Annotated in this window: 17 protein-coding genes; 12 read left to right on the top strand and 5 right to left on the bottom strand. The window is 33.1% G+C overall.

Features of this window, described 5'->3' with window-relative positions:
- Positions 1–61: 61 nt before the first annotated feature.
- Complete coding sequence (locus LNP27_RS12190; protein ID WP_229941883.1) at positions 62–925, bottom strand: alpha/beta fold hydrolase; 864 nt, start codon at positions 923–925, stop codon at positions 62–64.
- 163 nt (positions 926–1088) lie between these two features.
- Here LNP27_RS12190 and LNP27_RS12185 point away from each other — a divergent pair, with 163 nt between their 5' ends.
- The 6 genes from LNP27_RS12185 to LNP27_RS12160 all read left to right on the top strand — a co-directional run bounded on the left by LNP27_RS12185 (position 1089) and on the right by LNP27_RS12160 (position 10743).
- Complete coding sequence (locus tag LNP27_RS12185) at positions 1089–2510, top strand: glycogen synthase (RefSeq protein ID WP_229941882.1); 1422 nt, start codon at positions 1089–1091, stop codon at positions 2508–2510.
- A complete protein-coding gene (locus LNP27_RS12180; protein WP_229941880.1) occupies positions 2507–3787 on the top strand; it encodes a glucose-1-phosphate adenylyltransferase in 1281 nt (426 codons plus the stop codon). The genes LNP27_RS12185 and LNP27_RS12180 overlap by 4 nt, the downstream gene beginning before the upstream one ends.
- A 70-nt stretch (positions 3788–3857) precedes the next feature.
- The gene (gene glgB, locus LNP27_RS12175) at positions 3858–5765 is read left to right on the top strand and encodes a 1,4-alpha-glucan branching protein GlgB (protein ID WP_229941879.1); all 1908 of its coding nucleotides are present in this window, start codon (positions 3858–3860) and stop codon (positions 5763–5765) included.
- 193 nt (positions 5766–5958) lie between these two features.
- On the top strand, positions 5959–8361 hold the full coding sequence (locus LNP27_RS12170) for a glycoside hydrolase family 31 protein (RefSeq protein ID WP_229941878.1): 2403 nt from the start codon (positions 5959–5961) through the stop codon (positions 8359–8361).
- Between the two features lie 84 nt (positions 8362–8445).
- Positions 8446–9258: a M48 family metallopeptidase gene (locus tag LNP27_RS12165; protein WP_229941877.1), complete on the top strand. Its 813-nt coding sequence runs from the start codon at positions 8446–8448 to the stop codon at positions 9256–9258.
- Between the two features lie 156 nt (positions 9259–9414).
- On the top strand, positions 9415–10743 hold the full coding sequence (locus LNP27_RS12160; RefSeq protein WP_229941876.1) for an MFS transporter: 1329 nt from the start codon (positions 9415–9417) through the stop codon (positions 10741–10743).
- A 31-nt stretch (positions 10744–10774) separates the two neighbouring features.
- Here the strand turns inward: LNP27_RS12160 and LNP27_RS12155 are convergent, their stop codons facing one another.
- The 4 genes from LNP27_RS12155 to LNP27_RS12140 are packed head-to-tail and all read right to left on the bottom strand — an operon-like array spanning position 10775 to position 13653.
- Positions 10775–11509, bottom strand: coding sequence for a head GIN domain-containing protein (locus tag LNP27_RS12155; protein ID WP_229941875.1), 735 nt, complete (start codon positions 11507–11509; stop codon positions 10775–10777).
- Between the two features lie 11 nt (positions 11510–11520).
- Positions 11521–12582 (bottom strand): hypothetical protein, encoded by a 1062-nt coding sequence (locus tag LNP27_RS12150; protein WP_229941874.1) that lies wholly within the window; start codon positions 12580–12582, stop codon positions 11521–11523.
- The gene (locus tag LNP27_RS12145; RefSeq protein WP_229941872.1) at positions 12566–13102 is read right to left on the bottom strand and encodes an anti-sigma factor; all 537 of its coding nucleotides are present in this window, start codon (positions 13100–13102) and stop codon (positions 12566–12568) included. Before LNP27_RS12145 ends, LNP27_RS12150 begins: the two co-directional genes overlap by 17 nt.
- Complete coding sequence (locus LNP27_RS12140; RefSeq protein WP_229941871.1) at positions 13099–13653, bottom strand: RNA polymerase sigma factor; 555 nt, start codon at positions 13651–13653, stop codon at positions 13099–13101. Before LNP27_RS12140 ends, LNP27_RS12145 begins: the two co-directional genes overlap by 4 nt.
- 310 nt (positions 13654–13963) lie before the next feature.
- Here LNP27_RS12140 and lon point away from each other — a divergent pair, with 310 nt between their 5' ends.
- The 6 genes from lon to LNP27_RS12110 all read left to right on the top strand — a co-directional run bounded on the left by lon (position 13964) and on the right by LNP27_RS12110 (position 23082).
- Entirely contained in the window at positions 13964–16414 is a 2451-nt protein-coding gene (gene lon, locus LNP27_RS12135; RefSeq protein WP_229941870.1) for an endopeptidase La, read from the top strand.
- Between the two features lie 145 nt (positions 16415–16559).
- Entirely contained in the window at positions 16560–17579 is a 1020-nt protein-coding gene (porQ, locus tag LNP27_RS12130; protein WP_229941869.1) for a type IX secretion system protein PorQ, read from the top strand.
- Between the two features lie 37 nt (positions 17580–17616).
- On the top strand, positions 17617–18312 hold the full coding sequence (gene cmk / locus LNP27_RS12125) for a (d)CMP kinase (RefSeq protein ID WP_229941868.1): 696 nt from the start codon (positions 17617–17619) through the stop codon (positions 18310–18312).
- A 72-nt stretch (positions 18313–18384) separates the two neighbouring features.
- Positions 18385–19761, top strand: a complete 1377-nt coding sequence (locus tag LNP27_RS12120; protein ID WP_229941866.1) for a nucleoside permease — start codon at positions 18385–18387, stop codon at positions 19759–19761.
- Positions 19762–20396: 635 nt separating this feature from the next.
- Positions 20397–22175 carry a 30S ribosomal protein S1 gene (rpsA, locus tag LNP27_RS12115; protein ID WP_229941865.1) on the top strand — a complete coding sequence of 593 codons (1779 nt, stop codon included), beginning with the start codon at positions 20397–20399 and terminating at the stop codon, positions 22173–22175.
- A 352-nt stretch (positions 22176–22527) separates the two neighbouring features.
- On the top strand, positions 22528–23082 hold the full coding sequence (locus tag LNP27_RS12110; protein WP_229941864.1) for a fasciclin domain-containing protein: 555 nt from the start codon (positions 22528–22530) through the stop codon (positions 23080–23082).
- Positions 23083–23084 lie beyond the last annotated feature (2 nt).

Here is a 23084-nt window from a genome sequence, read left to right as displayed (position 1 = left end):
TCCTAATTTAATGATTATTAATAGTATTCAAATGATAACTTCTAATCTAATTAATATAATTTTATTTACTTATAAACTGAATGATCTTCTCAATCACAGCACTATTCCCAAGTATTTTTCGGTGTCCTAATCCTTCCGTTACCATTAGATCTCCGTTTTTTAAATACTTATGAATATGGATGCCAGCTTTTACCGGTACTTCTGGATCATTGTGATCATGGATCACTAAAACTGGTATGTCAGTTTCAGCAGCAGCTAAATAAGCGGAATAATTATTCATTTTTTCGTTATATTTTTTTTCGAAATGTAAACGTAGTAGCGTACTAATATTTGGTTTCAATTGTAATTTAGCTACAAAATCGTCGAGAATATCTTGGACAATATCTCCGCTGCCAATCACCACGGCATGCTTTACTTTTAACCCTTCCTTTATAGAATTTAAAACCGACATTCCGCCTAATGAGTGGCCAATAGCGGCTTCGAAAGGCCCTTGTTGTTTGTCAATTTCCATAATTGTAGCTATAAAATCAGTCATTATCGTCATTTTTCCCGAAGATTTACCATGTGCTGGAGCATCAAAACTAATGGTTGAATATCCTTCTTTTTGTAATCCTTCTGCTATCTTAAAAAGTTGCGTTCCACGTCCTGACCAGCCATGTACTAGTAAAATTTTCTTTTTACTATCACCATATTGATATAAAACAACTTCTTTATTAATAGCTGGAATAAATGTTAATTTTTGGATGCTTTTACGATCCATTTCTAATTCTCTTTTAGGAATTTTATGTTTTATTGGTGTTGTAAATAATTTTGCGGCGAATAAAGTAACCAATTTTGGTGAAATAATAGAGATTAATCTGCTAGTTAGTACTATAATTTTTGGAATTTTTAAGGATTGTGTATGAATTGAAGCTTTTTTTGACATATCAATAAATTTTCAAGCAAGTAAGTATGTTAATATTTTTTTACTAAATTTAGAAAAATATAAAAGTAATATTATTATGGCGGTTTTTATTTTAATTAACATAAAAGCTTCAAATATTAAATAATTGAAATACTAATAATTGAATAATAACAAAATTTCATAGATGGAAATATTTCATATCAGTGCAGAATGTTATCCAATAGCGAAAGTAGGAGGTTTAGCTGATGTCGTAGGAGCATTACCAAAATATCAAAGTAATGCTGGACATCGCGTAAGAGTTGTTGTTCCTTGCTACGATACTAAGTTCCGAAAAGAAAATGAATTTGAATGTGTACATTGGGGACATGTTAAGTTAGGTAATTTCAATTTTCCTTTCAATGTCTTAAAAGAAACAACAGATAGGTTAGGATTTGAATTGTACCAAATCGAAATTCCCGAGTTGTTTGATAGGAAAGACGTATATGGTCATCAAGATGATATTGAGCGTTTTTTATCTTTCCAAATCGCCACTTTAGATTGGATAATAGGTAGAAACGAGATGCCGGATGTAATTAATTGCCATGATCATCACACTGGATTAATTCCCTTTATGATGTTGTATTGTCATAAATACAATAGGCTACAATATACTCCGTCCATGATTACGATTCACAATGGCTTGTATCAAGGACAATTTAGTTTTGATAAGTTGTATTATGTACCTGAATTTGATTTGTCACACGTCAATGTCTTGGAGTGGGGTAATTGTATCAATTCGTTAGCTGTTGCTATCAAATGTGCATGGGCTGTAACAACTGTTTCACCCAATTACTTGAATGAAATTAATTTTTCAGCCAATGGTTTAGAAGCATTATTTAATATGGTTCGTTATAAATCAAAAGGTATTTTGAACGGTATCGATATTGAAGTTTGGGATCCAGCAACTGATACTGCTCTTGAAAAAAACTACTCCATAAAAAATTATGAAGTTGGAAAACAAGAAAATAAAGAGAAATTATGTAAACTTTTTAATTTAGATCCAACAAAACCATTATTTAGTTTTATTGGTCGATTGTTAGAAGAAAAAGGAGGAGATTTATTGCCGCATGCTTCAGCAGTTGCTTTGTCTGAGAATTATCAAAAATTGAACATTTTAATTTTAGGCTCCGGAAACAGCATGATCGAAAGCCAATTAAGCAGTTTGTTGCAAGATTATAAAGGCAATTACAATGCTTTTATTGGGTACAACGAAGAACTAGCTCACTTGATTTATGCTGGTGCTGATTTCCTACTGATGCCTTCAAGAGTAGAGCCATGTGGTTTAAACCAAATGTATTCAATGCGATATGGTACTATTCCAATTGTAAGAAGAACTGGAGGTTTGAAAGATACCGTAATTGATTTTGGAGACGGGGGAAATGGTATCTGTCACGATCAAGCAACAGTGGGTGATGTTTGTTATTCAATCCAAAGAGCGATTAAATTATATGACGATAAAAAGCAACTAAACAAAATTAGAAAAATGGGCATGAACACAGACCATTCATGGGAACGTGTATGTCAGGAATACATAGAGATGTACAAACAAATAATTGACAAAAGATGAAAGTTAAAAAGAAAAATGTTATTGCGATAATTTTAGGTGGAGGACAAGGTTCAAGGCTATATCCATTAACAGAAACGAGATCTAAACCAGCTGTGCCAATAGGAGGGAAATACAGATTGGTTGATATTCCAATTTCAAATTGTATGAATTCAGATATTTATAGAATGTTTGTACTAACACAATTTAATTCAGCTTCTTTAAATGCGCACATCAAAAACACTTATAACTTTAGTATTTTTAGTCACGCTTTTGTAGATATTCTTGCAGCAGAACAAACTCCTGATAACCCAACTTGGTTTCAAGGTACTGCTGATGCTGTAAGACAGTGTATGCCCCATTTTTTGAATCATGATTTTGATTACGCATTAATTCTTTCCGGTGATCAGTTGTATCAAATGGATTTTAATGAAATGCTTGAGGCACACATAAATAACGAAGCTGATATTTCTATTGCGACTTTACCTGTAAATGCAAAAGATGCACCTGAATTTGGAATCCTAAAAACAAATTCAGAAAGTTATATTGAATCTTTTATTGAAAAACCAGCTAAAGAATTATTGCCCGATTGGGAATCGGAGGTGAGTGATCAAATGAAAAGTGAAGGGAAGCATTATTTAGCTTCTATGGGAATTTATATTTTCAATAGGAAATTGTTGATTGATATAATGTCAAATAAAGAAACAAAAGATTTTGGTAAAGAAATTATACCGCAAGCTGTAAGTAACAATAAGATATTAAGCTTTCAATACGAGGGTTATTGGACAGATATTGGTAATATTGATTCTTTTTTTGAAGCTAATATTGGACTTACTGAAGACTTGCCAAAGTTTAATTTATTTGATGATAATAATAAAATTTACACAAGGCCAAGGTTGCTTCCTCCTTCTAAATTTCAAAATATACTTGTTGACAAATCTTTAATTTCTGAAGGTTGTATTTTGAATGGAAAAGAAATTAAACATTCTGTAATTGGCATCAGATCTCGAATTGGTGACGGCACTATAATTCAGAATTCCTATGTGATGGGTAACGATTACTATCAGAACATCGAAACTATGAATGAAGATAGAGAAAGTGGAAAAATCTTAGTAGGAATTGGTGAAAGATGCTTTATAAACAATGCACTTATCGATAAAAATTGTAGAATTGGTAACGATGTATATATCAATGGAGGTTCGCATTTAGGAGATTTTTCAAATGAATTATATGCTATAAAAGAAGGAATCGTTGTCATTAAAAAAGGAGCAGTTATACCAGATAATTACATTATAAAGTAAATCTACAAACTGTTTTTTCTTAAAAATAATATTCTCTTTTTTTATAAAATGAGAGTTACACAATTATTGTATGAATAAAGTTATCACGCATTCTCTTTTAACTGATTTTGATATTGATTTATTCAAATCTGGAAAACATTTCCGACTTTACGAAAAACTAGGAGCGCACCTGATATCAGTTGACGGAGTCGAAGGCGTCTATTTTGCTGTTTGGGCTCCTTCGGCGCATTCGGTCTCTGTTATAGGTGATTTTAATTTCTGGAATGATAAGGAACATCAGTTAAATGTTCGTTGGGATTCCTCGGGAATTTGGGAAGGTTTTATTCCAAATGTAGAAAAAGGAACCACCTATAAGTATAAAATACACTCGAATAATAACGGAATTAGTACAGAAAAGGCTGATCCTTTTGCTTTTTACTGTGAAAAACCACCTTGTACGGCTTCTGTCGTTTGGGATTTATATTATAAATGGAAAGATGAGAAATGGATGGAAACGCGTCAGAATAATAATGGTTTAGACAAGCCTTATTCTGTTTACGAAGTACATTTAGGTTCTTGGAAACGTCATTCTACTGAAGATCGATTTTTGACTTACATCGAATTTGCGGATGATTTAGTAAATTATGTTAAAGAAACAGGCTTTACACATATCGAATTTATGCCAATAATGGAGTATCCTTATGATCCGTCATGGGGATATCAACTAGTTGGATATTTTGCACCAACCTCTCGTTTCGGCAATCCGCAAGAATTTATGTTTTTGGTTGATAAGTTACATGAGGCTGGAATAGGAGTAATTCTGGATTGGGTTCCTTCTCACTTTCCTGATGATGCACATGGATTAGGATTTTTTGATGGATCAAATCTTTTTGAACATCCAGATCGTAGAAAAGGATATCATCCTGACTGGAAAAGTCTCGTTTTTAATTATGGAAGAAATGAAGTTCGGTCCTTCTTGATTAGCAATGCATTATTCTGGTTGCAATATTACCATGCTGACGCGCTTCGAGTAGATGCTGTTGCCTCTATGTTGTATTTAGATTATTCTAGAAACGATGGAGAGTGGGAGCCGAATATTTACGGTGGAAGAGAAAACCTGGATACAATAAGTTTCTTGAAAGAATTTAACGAAGCCGTATATTCAAATTATGAAGGTGTTCAAACTATTGCTGAAGAGAGTACTTCTTTTCCAATGGTTTCAAGACCAACATCAATAGGTGGTTTAGGATTCGGAATGAAATGGATGATGGGTTGGATGCACGATACATTAGAATATTTTCAAAAAGAGACCGTTTACAGGAAATACCATCAAAATGATTTAACTTTCTCGATGACTTATACTTTTTCTGAAAATTTCATGTTGCCGCTTTCACATGATGAAGTAGTGTACGGCAAAAAATCTATTGCAGGGAGAATGCCAGGCGACGAATGGCAGAAATTTGCTAATTTGAGATTGCTTTACGGTTACATGTTTATGCATCCTGGAACAAAATTATTGTTTATGGGAAGCGAATTTGGACAAAGTAGAGAATGGAATTTTGAAGGAAGCTTGGATTGGGATTTATTACAATACCCATTTCATTTAGGCGTTAAAAAATTGATTACAGACTTGAATCATTTGTACAAAACGGAACCTGCTTTGTATGAAAAACAATTTAGTCAAGAAGGGTTTGAATGGATTAATTATTCAGATCATCAGAATGCAGTGATGTCTTTTATTAGAAAAGGTAAAGAACTAAAAGAAGAGATAATCATAGTTTGCAATTTTACGCAAGTTGTGAGGGAAAACTATCGAATAGGTCTACCAAGAAAAGGAAAATTGATAGAAATTTTTAATAGCGATGCAACCATTTATGGTGGTAGCGGAGTATCTAACGCTAAGAAAGTTACAATTGCAGCAATGCCATATGACGGTCGTGATTATTCAGCTGAATTACTTTTAGCTCCGCTTAGCGTGTTAGTTTTTAAAATTAGTTAGAAGACTCTTTCACTTTTTAATAATAAATATAATGGTTTTCATTTGCAATGAGAACCATTATTGTGTAGAGTTTTGATTAATCTTGTGCGTTTGCTATATCGTTTTCGCGAATACTTAAATCGTAATTAACTCTGTACTAAGTAATTTTGTACTTTTGGAAACCCAAAATTGAATAAAAATAACATCATAACGAATGATTACAAATACCGAATTAGAATATAAAGGAGATTTATATCCAACAAAAATAATTTCTTTTGAGCAAGACGAAGTAGATTCAATAAGTTTTTATACTGATAATAGTGTTATTTTAAGAGTAACAGTTTTAAGAGATAGCTTAATACGCTTTAGATTTACTACCAAAGGGTATTTTAGCAAAGATTTTTCATATGCTATTGATAAGAGCCACTCTCATGGTTACAACCTTTTGGAAGTTATAGAAGAGAATGATTATTATCAAATTCGTACTAATAAAGTAAGATGTAAAATCCAAAAATCAGACATGAGATTGTCTATTTATGATTTGGAAGATAAGGTTATTTTAGAAGATGAACTAGGTTTTCATTGGGAAGAAAGTTACGAATTTGGTGGGAATATCGTAAAGATGAGTAAATCTTCAAAAGAGGGAGAGTGCTTTTACGGGCTTGGTGACAAAGCCACTCAATTAAATTTGAAAGGGAAAAGAATAGAGAATTTTGCGACAGATCAATATGCTTTTCAAAAAGACCAAGAACCTTTATATAAGGTAGTTCCGTTTTACATTGGTTTGCATAACAAACAATCCTACGGAATTTTCTTTGACAATACTTTTAGAACGTATTTTGATTTTTGTCATGAAAGAAGAAATGTAACCAGTTTTTGGGCTGAAGGTGGTGAAATGAATTATTACTTCATTTACGGTCCACAAATGCAAGACGTAGTTACCACTTATACCGATTTGACTGGTAAACCAGAATTACCACCGCTTTGGGCACTGGGATATCATCAGTGTAAATGGAGTTATTATCCAGAAAGTAATCTAAAAGAAGTTGCGGCAAAATTTAGAGAGTTAAAAATTCCCTGTGATGCACTTTATTTAGACATTGATTATATGGATGGATTTCGTTGCTTTACTTGGAACAAAGAATATTTTCCAGATCCAAAAAGAATGGTCGCTGAACTGGCGGAAGATGGTTTCAAAACAGTTGTTATCATTGATCCAGGAATAAAAATTGATAAAGAATATTCTGTTTATAAAGAAGCTTTAGAAAAAGATTATTTCTGTAAAAGAGCCGATGGACCATATATGAAAGGAAAAGTGTGGCCTGGAGAGTGCAATTTCCCAGACTATACTAATCCAGCAGTTCGTGAATGGTGGGCTGGACTATTCAAAGAATTAATTTCAGAGATAGGAGTAAAAGGAGTGTGGAATGATATGAACGAACCTGCTGTGATGGAGGTTCCTAATAAAACTTTCCCTATGGATGTGCGTCATGATTATGATGGAAATCCTTGTAGCCATAGAAAAGCACATAATATATATGGAACACAAATGGCAAGAGCTACTTATCATGGTGTGAAACGTTTTGCTTATCCAAAAAGACCTTTTGTTATCACAAGATCAGCTTATTCTGGAGCACAGCGTTATTCTTCTTCATGGACAGGCGATAATGTAGCTACTTGGGAACATTTATGGATTGCAAATATCCAGGTGCAACGTATGTCTATTTCAGGAATGGGATTCACTGGTTCTGATATTGGCGGATTTGCGGAGCAACCTTCGGGAGAATTATATGCTCGTTGGATTCAACTAGGTGTTTTTCATCCTTTTTGCAGAACGCACTCATCAGGAGATCACGGAGATCAAGAACCGTGGGCATTTGATGAAGAAGTTATAGATATCACTAGAAAATTTGTAAACTTAAGATACCAATTATTACCTTATTTATACACTATGTTTTGGCAGTATATTGAAGAAGGTTTGCCAATGTTGAAACCATTAGTATATTTTGACCAAGAGGATATTCAAACACATTACAGAAATGATGAGTTTGTCTTTGGAAACCAAATTTTAGTTTGCCCAATTTTAGAACCAAATGCTTTGGGTAGAAGAATGTATATTCCTAGAGGAAACTGGTTTAATTATTGGACAAAAGAAGCTGTTAATGGCGGAAAGGAAATTTGGGTAGATACTAAATTTGATGAAATTCCAATTTTTGTTAAAGCGGGAGCAGTAATTCCAAAATATCCAGTTCAACAATATGTTGGTGAGCTAGAATTTGACGAATTAGCATTAGACATATATTTTAAAGAGGGAAAAGAAAAGTCAGTAGTGTACGAAGATGCTCAGGACGGTTACGATTATAAAAAAGGACGTTATAGTTTATTATCATTTAAAACAAATGGTAAAGAAAACGAACTTAATATCCAATTGCATAAAGAAGGTAAGTATGACACGCATTATTCTAAATATATATTAAATTTGATTGGCTTGCCTTTTAAAATTAAAACGATCCAGATTGATAATGTAGAAGTGGCCGTGGATATGGATGATTTAGAGAGAACTAATTCAATAACCATAGATAAGGAATTTTCAACTTTACAAATTATAGGAGAATAACAATAATGTTGAAACTTAATTTTATAATTATATAAAAAATTAAGTTTTTATTAAGTGTATCTTTGACTAGTAAAACTTAAAATTATGAAAAAACAGATATTATTAGGAATTTGTGCGTTATCAATGGTTTATTCCTGTGCGACGAATCCTCTAACTGGAAAGAAGACTCTAAATTTTGTTTCCAACAGTGAATTATTTCCCTCTGCTTTTCAACAATATGGAACTTTCTTGAAGGAAAATAAAGTAATTTCGGGAACTGCTGACGCAAGAAAAGTTGAAGCTGTGGGTTCGAGAATCAAATCTGCTGCGGAAAAGTATTTAACTTATTTAGGACAAGCACAATACTTACAAGACTATCGTTGGGAATACAAACTAATTGATAGCAAAGAAGTTAATGCTTGGTGTATGCCAGGAGGAAAAATCGTTGTTTATTCAGGGATTTTACCAATTACAAAAAATGACGCTGGATTAGCGACTGTGATGGGGCATGAAGTTTCTCACGCATTAGCAAATCATGGCGCGCAACGTATGAGTGCTTCTCAATTACAACAATTAGGAGCTGTTGGAGTTGCTGTAGCGACTGGTGGACAATCATCCGAAAAGCAACAAATGTGGCAACAGTATTATGGTTTAGGATCTCAAGTAGGAGTAATGTTACCATTTAGTAGAAATCACGAAACTGAAGCAGACAAAATAGGTCTTACGTTGATGGCTATTGCAGGCTATAATCCAGATGAATCTATTACATTCTGGTCAAGAATGGCTGAAAAATCGTCAGGTCAAGCGCCACCAGAATTTATGAGCACGCATCCATCCGATGCTACAAGAATTGCAAATTTAAAAGCATTAATACCAGAAGCAAAAGCATTAGCTGCTAAGGTTGGTGTTTTAAAATAATATAATCAAATAAATTTTATACTAAAGGTTATTCTCAAACGAGAATAACCTTTTTTTTTACATGATCGATCTTTAAAATGTAGCACTAACAAGTATTACTATTTAAAATAGGAATTTGAATATTATTGAATAAATTAGCACCATAAAAAATAGTATATGGCAGATTTACCTAAGGGAAGTAAAAAATTATTAAACGCTTGGGCTTTCTATGACTGGGCAAATTCCGTTTATACGCTTACAATTGCATCAGCAATATTCCCAATTTTTTATGAAGCCTTATTCTCAGAAAGAAGTCATTATATCACCGTTTTTGGGTTTAGTTTAAAAAATTCTGCTTTGATAAGTTTTGTAACTGCTACTGCTTTTTTAGTAGTTGCTTTTATGTCTCCGTTATTATCAGGGATTGCTGATTATGTCGGAAATAAAAAAGCGTTTATGAAATTCTTTTGCTATGTAGGATCCTTATCCTGTATGGGATTATATTGGTTTGATCTTGACAACATATACGTAGGATTAGCATTTTACTTTTTTGGATTGATTGGGTATTGGGGAAGTTTAGTTTTTTATAATTCCTATTTACCTGATATCGCTTTTGTAGAGCAGCAAGATAAAATTAGCGCCAAAGGATATTCAATGGGATATATTGGTAGTGTGATTTTGTTAATTATCAATTTGGCAATGATCATGAAACCAAAACTTTTTGGAATCGCTGGTACAGATGGCGAGGCTGCAATGAAGGCAATGCGCTACTCATTTGTTATGGTTGGGGTTTGGTGGATTGTATTCAGTCAATATTCGTATTATTATTTACCCAAAGGCAATAAAAATGCAGAATGCAAAGTTATGCATCATCTTGTATTTAATGGATTTAAAGAATTAAAGAAAGTTTGGGTTTTATTAAAAGTAAACGTTCCGTTGAAACGCTATTTAGGAAGTTTTTTTATTTCAAGCATGGCGGTACAAACAGCTATGTTAGTCGCCACTTATTTTGGAGCTCAAGAAATAGCATGGTCTTCAAAAGAAGAAAGTACAATTGGATTAATAATTTGTATTTTATTGATTCAAATAGTGGCGATTTTAGGCGCAATTTTGACTTCTAGAGCGTCTGAGAAATTTGGTAATATACGAACTTTAATCGCGATTAATTGTTTTTGGGTGCTGCTTTGTGTGGGTGCTTATTTCATTACAAAACCAATTGAGTTTTACGTAATGGCAACTTTGGTCGGACTTGTGATGGGAGGAATACAAGCATTGTCTCGCTCTACTTATTCAAAATTACTACCGGAGACAGAAGATACAGCTTCCTTTTTTAGCTTTTATGATGTAGCGGAGAAAATAGGAATAGTTATAGGAATGATGGTTTACGGAATAATTGATCAAATTACTGGAAGTCCTAGACTAGGAATTGCTTCCTTAGCATTATTTTTTGTTATCGCAGTTATTCTGTTGAATAGAGTTCCAAAGAAAGGTGTTTTAAATCCTTAAAAACACCTTTTTTTAAAACAGTATGTGGTATCTATGACTTAGATATATCCCCAGATCCATTAACCTTTGTGTCTTTTTTCTCTGGATTACCGCTGTACTTTATATCGCCTGAACCTGAAACTCGCGCATAAATACTTTCGGAGCAAAAAACGGAAGTATCTCCAGAACCAGAAACGGTAACCTTTGCATTTGTAGATTTCATTGCGCTAGCTTTTATATCTCCAGAGCCATTTAAAGTACTCGTAATGTTGTCGGTTTTACCTATTAGAACTATGTCTCCTGAACCATTCAGATTGATTTCAATATTCTTAGCCTCTACATTTAATTTTAAATCTCCTGAACCGGTTAGCTTTGCAGCAAAAGAATCCGAAGTAATAGTATTTTTAGTTGAAATATTACCAGAACCTGTCAGGGAAACTTGATTGATACTTTCGAAAGGAATGGTTATGACAATGTTTTTTCCATTACTAGTACTGATGTATTTATTTTTATCTGTGGTTATTTTTAGTTCTTGATTTACCACTTCAATTTTAATGTGTGGCAATAGATTCTCTTCTCCTTTTATAGTAATGTTACCTTCTTTCCCAGAAACTAACTCCACATCAAAAAAACCTGTAATAGCTATTTTATCATAGTTAGTGGTTGATCTTTTTTCAGAAATTACATTTCCATTTCCTTTAACTTTCTGGTTGCTTCTCCATTGTGCCTGCATCACGGAAGTTAGTAATACGGCGCAGATAATAAGTAATTGACTTGAATTTCTCATGATTTGTTTGATTAATTATTGTTTTTTAATGATACATTTCCATAATCTGAGATTATGTTTAAACTATTGATTCCCTTATTTTTATAAAAGCCACTGTATTTTTTTGAATTTGACACCTCTTCTTTTGAAAGTATTTCTAAATCATTACTAAAATTAAAATTGGCATACTTCAAAATAATATTGAAATCGAAAGCAAAATTGTTGTCGTATCCAATGCTTATTCCCGTATATCCTGAGTTAATATTTATGTTGTTTGCTTTAGCATTTAAAGTCTCAATAGTTAAGGAGCTGTACTTTGTGTTCAATTTCAAATTATCGAAAACTTCGCCTATTCTAATGGTTAAATAATTCCCAGAAGCATCTAATTTCTTGACATTCTTTAATCTAATTTTACCGTATTTGCTATTGTATTTTATAGCCTCACTGTTATTTATTTCAATGTCGGTATAATCAGAAATTAAATCTAGCTTTCCTACTTCATTAATTTTTAAGTTAGAGTATTTAGCATTTATAACTCCATTTTTTAATGAGGTAATACTGGAATTAGAACAGTAATCCATTTGTATAGCAGTGTTACCTACTAAATTACCTAAGTTTATTTTACCATACTTACACTTTATATCTGCATCAGCAAAAATATCAGATGTGCTGATATTACCATATTTGTTATTAAGTTTAACGCTGCCGTTTTTTGGAATTTTAAGGGTGAAATTTATTTCAAAACTATTGTTTCGACCTTGATTTTTAGAACTTGAATTTCCAAAAACTGTTTTTGCCGTTATCATTCCTTTGAGAGCAATTATGTCGATGTCAATATCATTAATACGTTGGTTTACCCAATTTTCATTGTCACCACTTACCTTAATACTAATATCTAACTCTATCTTATCCTGATTCCAAGTCGTTACTGAAATATTTCCGTACGAATTGTCTATTGCGAGCGTAGCATTAGAGTTTACGTAATAGGCTTTATTAATATTTTTTTGTTTGGAATAATTAAAATCACTTTCACTAGAATAGCCAAAAAAAGGTATCAAGAGCAAAAAAATAAAAATGCTAAATTGTTTTTTCATTGGGTAGCTGTATTGCTTGTTCATTTTCTTCTATATGTTCTAAAACCGTTTGCAAAAAGGAAATCCGAGTTTGAAGATTACTTATCATGGCGTAAATAATTTGTTTGCTTTCTCCATTAGTCTCTAATTCTTTTATGATTTTTTCATAATCCTGATCTAGAACTTTCATTTGCTTTAGCGCGTCAGTGATAATTTTTTTGTTTTCAGGAGATTTCTTTTCGTTTATTTTTTCCAATTCTTTTTCTATTAAAACAGTAAAAATAGAATCGGTTTGCTGGGTTTCTTTTGAAGCAAAGTGAAATTCATTTTCTTTAACTTCAGTTCTATGCAATAAAGATATTCCAATAAAAAGTATTACTGAAGCTGCGATTGCTATAGCTAGAAAGTATTTTTTTGATGGCTTATTTGAATTCAATCTATCTAAAAATCGTTGTTCATGCTTAAATTCAATTTCTTCAGTATCCCAATCATGCTCCAGTTTTTGGAATAAATTATCTAGTTTTTCATTTTCATTTTTCATAGTTCCTCTAGTTTTTTTCTTAAACAATCTTTTGCTCTGCTTAATGTCGTTCTGCAATTAGCGTAGCTAATATTTAAAATTTCACTAATTTCTTCTGAGTCATATCCTTCAATGTAAAATAGTGTTAAAACCATTCGATAATTGTATTTTAAGGAATTAATGGTTTCAAGTATTTGCTTTACTTTTAGTTCATTGAAATTATTGTCATCTGTATCATTTAGAATTACATCTTCAGTTTTGTGTAACGCAGCATTAAAATCTTCTACTTTGAATAGATTGTTTTTTTTATAAAAATCTATGCTTCCATTAACGATTATCCTCTTTAACCACGCGCCAAAAGCTACTTCTTCTTTGAAATCATTTATTTTATTGAACGCTTTTAAAAAACCTTCTTGCATAACATCTTCTGCAAAATGCGCATCTTTAACAATTCGATAGGAGACATTATACATCGCCTTAGCATAGCGATTATAAATTTCGCATTGTGCTTTTTGATTTTTTTGCTTACAAAGCAAAATCAGATCCTCGATATTATGTTGTTCTAAACTCAAACAGTTGCTGGTGATTTCTTATATAGACTTACAATATATGCTTTTGTTACAGTTTATAAATTTAAACTTAATATTTTTTACTAATCAGGAGGACTTTTGAATATCATCAGTCTTCTTTTACAGTCCAACGAATAATCTTTTTACTCCAAATCAGGTTTTAAAGATTCTATTTTGGCACAGAGATTGACTCCTTTAGGCTCTAGCAAATATTCACTATTAAACTGAGTTTTTATAGTTATAGCCTACGCCGAAACATTATATTTGCTTATATAATGAAATTTTTTAATGACAAAAAGACTTAAAACGATATATGTCAAATCATAAAATACTAACTATTGACAATCTGTCACTTCAGGAATTTGATTCTGAAGCAGATTTAATTCCACTTTTAACTCCTGAAGACGAGGAGGAAATGAATAATGAATCATTACCTGAATTATTAGCTATATTACCTTTGCGTAACATGGTTCTATTTCCAGGAGTGGTAATCCCAATTACTGCTGGTCGCGATAAATCAATTAAGCTAATTAATGATGCTAACGCAGCGGGTAAGAATATTGGTGTCGTGGCTCAAATTAATGAAGAAGAGGAAGATCCTACTAGAAAAGATATTCATAAAATAGGTACTGTTGCTCGTATTTTGCGAGTTTTAAAAATGCCTGATGGGAATGTTACTGTAATTCTACAAGGTAAAAAGCGCTTTGAAATTGATTCTGTTGTTGAAGAATTACCGTACTTAACAGCTAAAATTAAGGAGGTTCCTGAAAAACGACCTAAGAAAAACGACAGTGAATTTTTAGCAATTCTTGACTCAGTTAAAGAATTAGCAATTCAAATTATTAAGGAAAGTCCAAATATTCCTAGCGAAGCAACCTTCGCGATAAAGAATATTGAGAGCCAGTCATTCTTGATTAATTTTGTTACTTCTAACATGAATTTGTCTGTTAAAGAGAAACAAGATTTGCTAGCTATTAATAAGTTGAAAGATAGAGCGTTAGAAACTCTTCGATATATGAATATCGAGTTGCAAAAACTCGAATTGAAAAATGATATTCAATCTAAAGTACGTTTTGATTTAGATCAACAACAACGCGAATATTTTCTTCATCAGCAAATGAAAACCATCCAAGAAGAACTTGGCGGTGTGTCTCAGGAAGAGGAAATGGATGAAATGTTAGCGAAGTCTTTGACAAAGAAATGGGATGATAAAACCAAGATGCATTTCGAAAAGGAATTGTCTAAAATGCGTCGCATGAATCCTCAAGCGCCTGATTTTGGTATTCAAAGAAATTACTTAGAATTATTTTTAGAATTGCCTTGGAATGAATATTCTAAAGATAATTTTGATTTAAAAAGAGCGCAGAAGATATTAGACAGAGATCATTTTGGTCTTGAAGAGGTTAAAAAGAGAATGATTGAGCATTTAGCCGTTTTAAAATTGCGAAATGATATGAAATCCCCAATTATTTGTTTGACGGGACCTCCGGGAGTTGGTAAAACTTCGATTGGTCGTTCGATTGCCGAATCATTAGGAAGAGAATACGTTCGTATTTCACTTGGTGGTTTGCGTGATGAGTCTGAAATTAGAGGACATAGAAAAACATATATAGGTGCGATGCCGGGGCGAATTATTCAAAGCTTGAAGAAAGCGGGAACATCTAATCCAGTTTTTGTTTTGGATGAAATCGATAAATTATCAAACAGTCATAATGGCGATCCATCATCAGCTTTACTCGAAGTTTTAGATCCAGAGCAGAATAATTCTTTCTATGATAATTTCCTTGAAATGGGTTATGATTTATCAAAAGTGATGTTCATTGCAACATCTAATAATATGGCAGCTATTCAACCCGCACTGCAAGACAGGATGGAAGTGATCAGAATGTCTGGTTACACCATTGAGGAAAAGGTAGAAATTGCGCGTCAGCATTTGTTTCCTAGACAATTGAAAGAGCATGGAATGACCACCAAAGATTTATCAATTGGAAAAAAACAATTGGAAAAAATTGTAGAAGGCTATACTCGTGAATCTGGTGTTCGAAATCTGGAAGCTAAGATTGCCCAAGTAATCCGTAACGCAGCTAAGTCTGTTGCTATGGAAGAAGAGTACAACAAAAAAGTTACGGACGAGAATATTATCAAAATATTGGGTGCTCCAAGATTAGGTCGAGATAAATACGAGAGTAACGATGTTGCCGGAGTAGTTACCGGATTGGCTTGGACTTCAGTTGGAGGTGATATTCTTTTCATAGAATCATTACTTTCTCCTGGAAAGGGAACCATGACTATCACTGGGAACTTAGGTACAGTAATGAAAGAATCAGCTACTATTGCTTTAGAATATATTAAAGCAAATAGTAAACTTTTAGGATTAGATGCTGATATTATTTCAAAATATAACATTCATTTACACGTTCCAGAAGGAGCAACTCCTAAGGATGGACCAAGTGCAGGAATTGCCATGTTGACATCGTTAGTTTCATTGTTTACGCAAAAAAGAGTGAAGAAAAACCTAGCCATGACAGGAGAAATTACTTTACGTGGTAAGGTATTACCTGTAGGTGGAATTAAAGAAAAAATTCTAGCAGCAAAGAGAGCTAATATTAAAGAAATCATTCTATGTCACGAAAATAAAAGTGATATTGACGAAATAAAAGCCGAATATCTAGAAGGACTTTCTTTTCATTATGTAAAGGAAATGAGCGAAGTATTAGAATTTGCTTTAACAGATCAAAGTGTCAAAAACGCTAAGGAACTGTAGGTAATAACGGTTAAAATTTAAAAATTCCAAACTCCATAACTTATCTAATAAGTATTGGAATTTGGAATTTGTTTTTTGATTTATTTTAAAATTATAATTTTATCTTCGCAATTGCGTTTTTCTCTTATAAACTGTCTTTAAAAAGATGATTAAAAAACTATTGTTATACATTTTACTTTTTGTTTGCGCTGTTTCATACAGTCAAATAGGAGGCAAGTATACCTATCAGTTTTTGAATTTAGTTACTTCTCCAAGGCAAGCTGCATTAGGCGGAAAAGTCATTACAATTTATGATAATGATGTGAACCAAGCCCATTACAATCCCGCAACTATAAATGAAGAAATGGATAATAATTTAGCGTTAAATTATGGAAGCTATTTCAAAGAAGTAACATATGGAACAGCTTCATATGCTTATACCTATGATCGTCATTTACAAACCTTTCAAGCTGGAGTTAATTATGTGAACTATGGAAGTTTTGAAGGTTATGATGAAAATGGTCAACCTACTTCCAATTTCACGGGGAGTGAAGTGGCGCTTTCTGTAGGTTACGCTTACAATATTCCTTATACAGATATTCATATTGGAGCAAGTGCTAAACTAATCTCTTCAACTTTAGAAAGTTACCACTCTTTAGGAGGTGCTTTAGATATTGGAGCTGTTTTTATTGATGAAAAAAACGACGTAAATTGGGCATTAGTAATCCGAAATATTGGAACTCAATTTTCAAGCTATAACGGCGTCAGTGAGAGATTGCCGCTCGAAATAATAGCAGGTGTCTCGCAAGAACTCGAAAATGTACCTATTCGATGGCATCTTACTTTAGAAAATTTGCAACAGTGGAACATAGCTTTTGTGAATCCTTCACAATCACAATCATCACTCGACGGTCAAGTAGCGGACGAAAAAGTTTCGTTTGTGAATAATACTTTGCGTCATGTAATTATGGGTGTAGAGCTTTTTCCAAAAAAAGCTTTTAATTTGCGTGTTGGATACAACTTTAGAAGAGCAGAAGAATTAAGACTTTTGGAACAGCGTAATTTTTCAGGAGTTTCATTGGGATTTGGTCTAAAAATGAACAAACTCAAATTTAACTATTCCTATTCTAGATATACATTAGCAGGAAATACAAGCCTTTTTGGGCTAACAATGAATTTCCAATAACGATTTGAAAATAACATAAATCTTTAAATTTTACATTTTGAATAAAAAAATTACTATTGCAATTGATGGCTTTTCATCTACTGGAAAAAGTACTTTAGCAAAGCAGCTCGCTAATCATTTAGGATATGTTTACGTAGATACGGGCGCAATGTATCGTGCCGTAGCTTTTTTTGCAATGCAACAAGGGTATATAAATGCAGATTTTTTCGATAAAGAATCATTAATAAACAGTTTGCTAAACATCAAATTACAATTCAAATTTAATGCTGATTTAGGTTTTGCCGAAATGTATTTGAATAATCTAAATGTAGAAACTGAAATTAGAACGATCGAAGTTTCCCGTTTTGTTAGTAAAGTAGCCGAAGTTTCTGAGGTTCGTGCCAAGTTAGTAGAACAACAAAAAGAAATGGGCAAAGACAAAGCAATTGTAATGGACGGTAGAGACATTGGAACTGTTGTTTTTCCAGATGCCGAACTTAAAATATTCATGACTTCTAGTGCAACAACCAGAGCGCAAAGACGTTACGATGAACTCGTTGCGAAAGGCGACGATGTGTCGTTTGAAGAAGTGCTTAAAAATGTCGAAGAACGTGATTACATTGATACACATCGAGAAGATTCTCCCTTGATAATGGCTGATGATGCTATCGAGATTGACAATTCACATTTGGATAGAAAAGAGCAATTTGAACTCGTTTTAGAATTAGTAAATGATACTATTAAATCAGCATAATATAGTTGCAAATCTCATTTTAAATAGTAGATTTACGCCCTGTTATTTTTCAAAAAAACTAACCCAAATATTATGAGCATAAAATTACGATTGATTATAATGAGCTTCCTTCAGTTTTTTGTTTGGGGTGCGTGGCTGTTAACAATTGCCAATTATTGGTTTGGCACCAAACATTGGGACAATACGCAGTTCGGGCTTGTTTTTGGAACGATGGGTTTTGCTTCAATCTTTATGCCTACTATCACCGGAATCATTGCCGATCGATGGATTAATGCTGAAAAATTATATGCGATTATGCACATTTTGTATGCCGCAGTTTTGTTTTACCTGCCTACAGTTAATGATCCGACGACATTTATTTATGTCATGTTCGTAGCCATGTGTTTTTACATGCCGACGATTTCATTAAGCAATTCTGTATCGTACAACGTTTTAAAGCAAAGCAACGGCGATGTAATTAAGGATTTTCCACCAATTCGCGTTTGGGGAACTATTGGTTTTATTGTAGCGATGTGGATCACCAATCTTACCGATAGCAAAGCAACTGCAAATCAGTTTTATATTGCTGGAATTGTAGCAATCGGATTGGCATTGTATGCTTTGACATTACCGAAATGTCCACCACAAAATCAAACCAAAGAAAATGCGCCGCTTGCCGAAACTTTAGGACTAGGGGCTTTTAAACTTTTTGCCGATTACAAGATGGCTTTGTTTTTTATTTTTGCGATGTTCCTTGGAGGTGCGCTTCAACTTACAAATGCTTACGGTGATTTGTTTTTGAGCGAATTTGAACATTTTCCTAAATATGCGACCTCTTTCGTAGTAGAACGTTCGACAATTATTATGTCTATTTCGCAGATTTCTGAGACTTTGTTCATACTCGCCATTCCGTTCTTTCTTAAACGATTTGGTATTAAACAGGTTATGTTAATTAGTATGCTTGCTTGGGTATTGCGTTTTGGTCTTTTTGCTTTTGGAGATCCTATCGACGGATTGTGGATGATTATATTTTCATGTGTGGTTTACGGAATGGCATTTGACTTCTTCAATATTTCGGGATCGTTGTTTGTCGATACGAATACCGATGCAGAGACACGGTCATCTGCACAAGGTTTATTTATGATGATGACAAATGGGGTAGGGGCAGTTTTAGGAAGCGTAATTGCTGGATGGGCAATTGAACATTTCTTTACAAAAGCGTATACGACTGTATCTGGTTTGGCAACACACCTTCAAACAGTTCCAGGAGACAGTCATCTGGCTGCTTTTATAAGTAAATCGAATGCGACAGTTGGATCGGATGGAACGTTGAGTCAGACCATTTTTATGAAAGACTGGCCAAATATATGGTTAGCCTTTGCAGCATATGCTTTAGTGATAGCAATTGCCTTTGCAATATTTTTTAAACATAAACACGATCCTAAAGCGCTGGAGAGCTTTACACATTAAAAAAATATAATATTAACCGATAACTGATAATAGTTGTCGGTTTTTTTTATAATGAAAAATACTCAATAAAGGGTGATGACTGCAATTGTTCCAAAAGTTTCAGGAAATATTGTTCTTATTGCTTACAGTATTTGTAATGCTTACAACGTTTAATAGGCTGGAAGCATTGATAAGAAATATAAACTCTTTATTGTCTATGCGCTTTTCCCCATTTATTTGCAAGTCTTTAAGCCCCTGACTTTGCATCCTGGAGAAATTTCACAAACATAAAATACTAAACCCAATCTAGCCCCGATTGAAACGGTTTCCTTTTTTCTAGCTTACAGCAATTTGAGGGCTGGAAGGTAGAAAAAAGATATAGTGTAAAGCGGGAATCCTAATACCTGAAAAAGCCCCAGTAACTCGCTCCTAATCGTTTTTATATTTAGTATTGATAATCAATGATTTAAATTTCTAATTTCTGTTGGTTATGAGTGATTAAATATTTTGCGGATAAAAATAAAAGTGTTACTTTTGCAAACCTTTTGGTGAATAAGAGTTTCCTTTAGGTATCAACTAATTATACAAACAACTTCTGCTGTTTTCTATCGCATTAAGAAACTCGAGAGAATACAGAATACAAATTTTTAATCAGCATGTCTGAACAAGTAAAATCACAAGAAGAGTTTTTAGCAAATTTTAACTGGCACAATTTCGAAGAAGGTATTGATGCAGTTGATGAGAAAAACTTATTAGAATTCGAAGAACTAGTTTCAAAAACTTTTATCGCTACTGATCAAGAAGAAGTGGTAGATGGAGTAGTTGTTAGAATTACAGATAGAGACGTTATCGTTGATATCAACGCAAAATCGGAAGGTGTTATTTCATTAAACGAATTCCGTTACAACCCAGCATTAAAAGTAGGTGATACTGTTGAAGTATTAATCGACATCCGTGAGGACAAAACTGGTCAATTAGTTTTATCTCACAGAAAAGCACGTACTATCAAATCATGGGATAGAGTTATTTCGGCTAACGAAACAGGAGAAATCGTTAATGGTTTTGTAAAATGCAGAACTAAAGGTGGTATGATCGTTGACGTTTTCGGAATTGAAGCGTTTTTACCAGGATCTCAAATTGATGTTAAACCAATTAGAGACTACGATGTATATGTAAACAAAATGATGGAATTTAAAGTTGTGAAAATCAACCACGAATTCAAAAATGTTGTTGTTTCGCATAAAGCGCTTATTGAAGCGGATATCGAAATCCAGAAAAAAGAAATTATCGGTCAATTACAAAAAGGTCAAGTATTAGAAGGTGTTGTTAAAAACATTACTTCTTACGGTGTCTTTATTGACTTAGGTGGAGTTGATGGATTGATTCACATTACTGACCTTTCTTGGTCTAGAATCAACCACCCATCTGAAGTTCTTGAATTAGATCAAAAATTAAACGTTGTAATCCTTGATTTCGATGATGAGAAAACAAGAATTCAATTAGGATTGAAACAATTAAACGCTCACCCTTGGGATGCTCTAGATGCTAAATTAGCAATTGGAGACAAAGTAAAAGGTAAAGTAGTTGTAATCGCTGATTACGGTGCATTTATCGAAGTTGCTGAAGGTGTTGAAGGTTTAATCCACGTTTCTGAAATGTCTTGGTCTACTCATTTACGTTCTGCTCAAGATTTCGTAAAAGTAGGTGATGTTGTTGAGGCTGTTATCTTAACTTTAGATAGAGATGACCGTAAAATGTCATTAGGTATCAAACAATTGTCTCAAGATCCTTGGACTGATATCACTGCTAAATACCCAGTAGGTTCTAAACATACAGGTATCGTTAGAAACTTTACAAACTTTGGTATTTTCGTAGAATTAGAAGAAGGAATTGATGGATTAATCTACATTTCTGATCTTTCTTGGACTAAGAAAATCAAACACCCATCTGAATTTGTAAATGTTGGTGAAAAACTTGACGTAGTAGTATTAGAGTTAGATGTTGATGGACGTAAATTATCTTTAGGTCACAAACAAACAACTGCTAATCCTTGGGATCAGTATGAAGATTCTTTCGCTGTAGGAACTATCCACAATGGTGAAATTTCTGAAATTGTTGACAAAGGAGCTACTGTAGAATTCGGAGATGATATCGTTGCTTTCATTCCTACTCGTCACCTTGAAAAAGAAGACGGAAAGAAATTGAAAAAAGGAGATTCTGCTGATTTTAAAGTAATTGAATTCAACAAAGAATTTAAAAGAGTAGTTGCATCTCACACAGCTATCTTCCGTGAAGAAGAAGAGAAAAATGTGAAAACTGCGACTGAAAACACTTCATCTAACTCATCTACAAATGCACCAGCTGCAACTTTAGGTGATAACAATGATATGTTAGCTGCATTGAAAGCTAAAATGGAAAAATCAGAGAAAAAATAATTTCTTGAAATTTTTTAAATATAGAAAGCTCCACAGCAATGTGGAGTTTTTTTTTTGCTTTAAAATGTTCTGCTGTTTCTTTTAGAGCACGGCAATCTTTTTTCAATTCATGAGTAATCCCGCTTTGCGCTATATCTTTTATAAAACTTCTAGCCTTTCGAAGGCTCTAAGCTTTATAACAGGATAGCGCTTCAATCGGGGCTATTGTAGAACTTTATATTTTCATAAGGGTAAAAAATAATAATTAATAACTAATTAGTAATCAATAATTTAAAAAATATTTTCATTTTTTTAAAACCAAACTCAATCTTAGTGCGTAAATGACTTTATATAACTTAAAAAATAGATTATTATGAACACTAGAAAATTTTTATCAGTTGCTTTTATAGCATTAGTATTTGGAGCTACATCATTTGCTCAAAAAACAAAAATGGTTGGTGGAGCAGCAATGTATCCAACTAAAAACATCATAGAAAACGCTGTAAACTCAAAAGATCATACTACGCTTGTTGCGGCTGTTAAAGCAGCAGGATTAGTAGAAACATTACAAAGTAAAGGACCATTCACCGTTTTTGCCCCAACAAACGCTGCATTTGATAAATTACCAAAGGGAACAGTTGAGACTTTATTGATGCCAGAAAATATGAAAATGTTACAAACAATCTTGACGTATCATGTTGTAGCAGGAAAAATGAATTCAACGGATGTAGCTAAAGCTATTAAAATGGGAAAGGGGAAAGCAATTATGAAAACAGTTAGTGGTGGAACTTTGACTGCTTGGATGAAAGGAAAAAATTTATACATTACGGATGAGAACGGAAATAGTGCTAAAGTAACTATTGCCGATGTAAACCAATCAAACGGCGTAATTCATGTAATTGACGCCGTAGTATTACCAAAAAGTTAGTT

The sequence above is a fragment of the Flavobacterium galactosidilyticum genome (assembly GCF_020911945.1).
Classification (GTDB): domain Bacteria; phylum Bacteroidota; class Bacteroidia; order Flavobacteriales; family Flavobacteriaceae; genus Flavobacterium; species Flavobacterium galactosidilyticum.
The sequence above is the reverse complement of the archived record's forward strand: the minus strand, read 5'-3'. Positions and strand labels throughout refer to the sequence as shown.